The sequence below is a fragment of the bacterium genome, from assembly GCA_030654305.1.
Classification (GTDB): Bacteria; Krumholzibacteriota; Krumholzibacteriia; order LZORAL124-64-63; family LZORAL124-64-63; genus PNOJ01.
On sequence record JAURXS010000356.1, the window covers coordinates 1 to 4425 of the forward strand.

Genomic DNA, 4425 nt, shown 5'->3' on the forward strand with positions numbered 1-4425 from the left:
TGGCCGGCGCGCGCCGCGCCGCGCGCTGGGCGACGCCCCTGGCGCTGGCGGCCCTGCTGGTGGTGCTGGACCTGGCCGCCGCGCGCGCCCCGCTGGTCTGGGACTGGACCCGCGACCGCGGCAACAGCCTGTCGCCGCAGACGGTGCGCGTGCTGTCGGTCCTGGACCGCGAGGTCGAGGTGGCGGCCTTCTACCAGCGCCTGGACCCGCGCCGCCGCGCCGTCGAGGCCATGCTGACCTCCTTCGGGGACCGCATGCCGGGCCTCGCGTCGCAGGTCTTCGATCCCGAGACCGACCTGGCGCGCGTCCAGGAGTACGGCGTGACCACCGAGCGCTCCGTCGTGGTCACCTGCGGGGAGCGCCGCCGGCGGCTGCTCGACCCGGACGAGACCGCGCTGGTCAACGCCCTCTACCGCGTCGTGAGCGGGTCGCGGCCGGTCGTCTACCACATCCAGGGGCACGGCGAGCGGCGGCTCGACGACCGCGACCGCATCGGCATGTCCGCCTACGCCGACGCCGTCGCCCGCGAGGGCTACGTCCTGCGCACCCTGCTGCTGCCCGCGGCCCCGGAGATCCCCGCCGACGCGGCGGTCGTCGCGCTGGCCAGTCCCCGCGAGGAGTTCTCGGGCGCCGAGCTCGCCGCCCTCGACCGCTTCCTGGCCCGCGGCGGAGCACTGCTGCTGATGCTCGACCCCGGCACGCCCCCGTCGGTGGCGACCTGGCTGCGCCGCTTCAACGTCGGCCTGGGCGACGATTTCCTGGTCACCGCGTCGCGCGCCAACACCCAGCTGCGCGTCGACGAGCTGTTCATGGTCACCGCCGCCTACGGCCCGCACGAGATCACGCGCGGGCTCGACGGCATGGTCACCCTGTTCCCGTTCTGCCAGTCGCTGTTGCCTCTGGCGCCGACCACGCGCGGGGTCGAGGCCCGCACCCTGATCCTCTCCGACGAGGACAGCTGGTCGGAGTCCGACCCGGAGGCCGTGGCGCGCGGGCGGCCGGTCTTCGACGAGGGCCAGGATCGGGCGGGGCCGTTGCCCTTCGTGGTGGCCCTGACGGTGGCGCGCGATCCGGACGCCGCGGAGGATCCCCTCGCGGCGCCGGAACTCCCGGCCGATACCGAGGTCACCCGCCGCCTGCGCGAGCTCGACAAGGTCGGGACCGACGGGCCGCGGTCGGTGATCCGCGAGGCGGAGGACTCCCGCCTGGTGGTCTTCGGCGACGCCGACTTCGCGGCCAACTCGGCCCTGAACCTCTACGGCAACCGCGACCTGCTGCTCAACACCCTGGGCTGGCTGTCCCGCGACCAGGTCCTGATCGCGGCGCGCGCCCCCGGCGCCGGCGGCGAACCCCTGATCCTCACCGCGACCCAGCGCCGGCTGGCCGGCTGGATCTGCATCGCGGCCTGGCCCCTGGTCGTCGGGCTGCTGGCCACGGCGGTCGTCGTGCGACGGCGCCGCCACCACTGACCTCGTCCGCCGGCGAGCGCGCCCGGACGCCGGAGGCCCGCCTTGAAGTTCCGCCCCGGCCTGCTGCCCCGCGGCTTCTGGATCCTGCTGCCGATCCTGGCGGCGGCGACGGTGCTCTACCTGCGCGGCGGCGACCGCCGCGACGAACCGGGCGGCGACCGCCTCTTCCCGTTCCCCCTCGCCGAGATGAGCGGCTGCGAGCTCTACGGGCCGGGACGGCACGTCGTCCTGCAGCGGACCGCGCGGGGCTGGCGCCTGGACGGCGACGTCCGCGACCTGCCCGACCCCCAGTCCGTCGAGCGGCTGATCGGGACCATGCAGACGTCGGAACGCTCGCCGGAGATCGCCGGCGCGGCGGGGGACCCCGCCTACGGCCTGGACGGACCGGACGCCTGGCGCCTGGCGGTGACGACGCCGCAAGGCAGCGGCGCCGTCACCATCGGGCACCGCAACCCCGTCACCGGGCACAGCTACGTCCGCGACGAGGGCGACGGCCGGGTCTACGTGGTCGCCGCGGCGCTGCCCGCGCTGCTGGCCACGCTGCCGGACGCCCTGCGGGCCCGCGACCTGTGGCCGCTCTTCGAACCGGCGGGCATCGACACCGTGCGCGTGCGGGCGCCGGGCGTCCCCGCGGCCGACCTCTACGCCCGTGACGGCGACCGGCGGTGGTGGCTGCGTCGACCCGCCGACGACTTGGCCCGCTCGCCGGCCGCGCAGCGCTACCAGGCCCACCGCGCCGATCGCCGGCGCGACGCCGACGGGACCACCTGGTACCGCGCCCGCGACAACTCCCTGCTCAACCTGCTGTCGCTGCTGGCGGACGTCCGGGTGCTGGAATTCCGCGACCCGTCGGCGAGCGCGGCGCCGCCGGCCGCCGGGGAGCTGACGGTGATCGCCAGCGGCGCGGACGGGCAGCGGCACGAGGCGGCGTTCGGCGGACCGGCCGGCCAGGAGCGCGTCCTCGGCCGCCGCGACGGCGGCCGCGCCGTGCTGGTCATGACCGACCAGCTCCTGCGGAACTGGCGGGCCGACCTCGCGTCGTCGCTGCACCTGGGGCTGCTGACCGCCACGCTGGCGGCCGCGGATTCGTTCGCCCTGTCGTCGCCGGGGCTCGGCGGGATCCTGACGGTGAAGTCCGGCGAGGGCTGGCGCGTGGCGCGGCCGTCCGGCCGTTCCCGGCTCGACGAGCTGGCGGGCGACGTCGTGGTGCTGTTCGACCGCGCGGACATCCAGGACGTCCTGCCGGCGTCGGCCGACGGACGCGACCCGCTGGCAGGCGGGTATCCCGTCAACGAGCAGACGGGCTGGCTGCCCGGCTCGGCGGCGGCGCCGGAAGCCGCGCTGTCCACCGTACGGTTGGGCGTGGCCGACGGGCGCGCCGCGGCCCTCCTGACGACCGTGGCTTCGGCGCCGGCAAGAGGAAGGGCGCCCGTCGGGGGCGCCCTGTTCGTGGTCGATCCGGAGATCCTGACCTCGCTGCGGACCTTCCTGCTGGCGGCCGCCGAGGCTCCCTAGGACGAGGGCTGGGTCAGCGAGGCGAGCAGGTTGCCGTCCGCGACGGGCACCAGCGGCATCATCACGGCCATCATGTGCGTGCCGCTGCCGGCGGGCTGCGAGCCCAGGCAATAGCTGTAGAGGGCCGCGGTGGCCTGGTAGGCAGCCAGGTACTCGCGCTCGATCGGCTCGGACGCGGGCAGCTTCAGCGTGCGCGGGTTGACCCAGGTGCCGTCCTTGCGGACGCGGTAGTCCAGGTGCGGGCCGGTCGCCGTGCCCGTCGCGCCGACGTAGCCGATGACCTCGCCCTGGCGCACCCGCGCGCCCTTGCGCAGGCCGTCGGCGAAGCGCGAGAGGTGCAGGTAGTAGGTCTCGTACGAGCGGTTGCTGTGCACGATCTTCACGTAGCGCCCGTTGCCGCCCTCGTAGGCCGCCTCGGCCACCACGCCGTTGCCGCCCGCGCGCACCGGCGTGCCGACGGGCGCGGCGTAGTCGACGCCGTAGTGGGGCATGTAGCGGCCGTGCACCGGGTGCAGCCGCCGCGACGAGAACTCGCTGGAGATGCGGGCGTACTCGATCGGGGCCCGCAGCAGCTGCTTCTCGAGGCTCAGGCCCTCTTCGGTGTAGTAGCCGATGCTGCCGTCGGGCTGCACGAAGCGGTAGCCGCGGTGGGTGTGGTCGGCGCTGGTGTACTCCACGGCCAGGACCGGGCCCGTGCGCAGGAACCTGCCGTCGCGCCGGACTTCCTCGTACAGCACGCGGAACGTGTCGCCGCGGCGCATGTCGCGGCGGAAGTCCATCTCCCAGCCCAGGATGTCGCCCAGCTTCGAGGCCAGGGCGGCCGGCGCGCCGGCGTCCTCGAGGCTCTCGAACAGCGAGGCGTTGACGATGCCGCAGACCACGGTCGGGACGTGCTCGACCGGGTAGGTCAGCTCGAAGGCCTCGTAGGATCCGTCGGCCCGGCGCTGCATGGTGATGTAGGATTCCTGGTCCTCGAGGTCGAAGCGCAGGCGCTCGATCTTCCCGCCCGCGCCCATGGCGTAGTGGAAGACGTCGCCGCGGCGGACCTTGCCCAGGTTGCGGTAGGGCTTGCAGGACTGCACCAGGGCGATGACGTCGTCGTGGTTGCCGCCGAGGGCCCGCAGGGCGTCGTAGAAGGTTTCGTTGCGCTTCAGGACGAGCTGGCGTTCCGCCGACTCGGCGGACAGTTCGGGCAGGCTGCCCGCATCGTTGCCGACCACGTTGACGAGCGTTCCGGATTCGAGGATGTCGGTCCCGGGGCGGAAGTCGGGGTCGAGCAGGGCGGCGGCGTGGTCGCCGCCGAAGCGCTCGGGGGGCGCCGACGGCAGGATGTCCGCCAGTACGTAAAGCACGGCGGCCGAAGAGATTATCGCCCCTAGGGCGAAGATGCGACGCTGGGTATTGGAACGGAGCAGGACGAGCCTCCTTGCCTGGGGCGGAT

Annotated in this window: 3 protein-coding genes; 2 read left to right on the plus strand and 1 reads right to left on the minus strand. The window is 74.3% G+C overall.

Annotation, left to right across the window (positions count from 1 at the left end):
• Both Q7W29_10240 and Q7W29_10245 read left to right on the plus strand, forming a co-directional pair.
• Nucleotides 1-1469, plus strand: a 1469-nt coding sequence (locus tag Q7W29_10240; protein MDO9172198.1) for a Gldg family protein, incomplete at its 5' end; no start/stop codon positions are given.
• Nucleotides 1470-1511: 42 nt separating this feature from the next.
• The gene (locus Q7W29_10245; protein ID MDO9172199.1) at nt 1512-2984 is read left to right on the plus strand and encodes a DUF4340 domain-containing protein; all 1473 of its coding nucleotides are present in this window, start codon (nt 1512-1514) and stop codon (nt 2982-2984) included.
• Here the strand turns inward: Q7W29_10245 and Q7W29_10250 are convergent.
• Nucleotides 2981-4336 (minus strand): peptidoglycan DD-metalloendopeptidase family protein, encoded by a 1356-nt coding sequence (locus tag Q7W29_10250; GenBank protein ID MDO9172200.1) that lies wholly within the window; start codon nt 4334-4336, stop codon nt 2981-2983. The two genes, Q7W29_10245 and Q7W29_10250, sit on opposite strands and share 4 nt — an antisense overlap.
• Between the last annotated feature and the right edge of the window lie 89 nt (nt 4337-4425).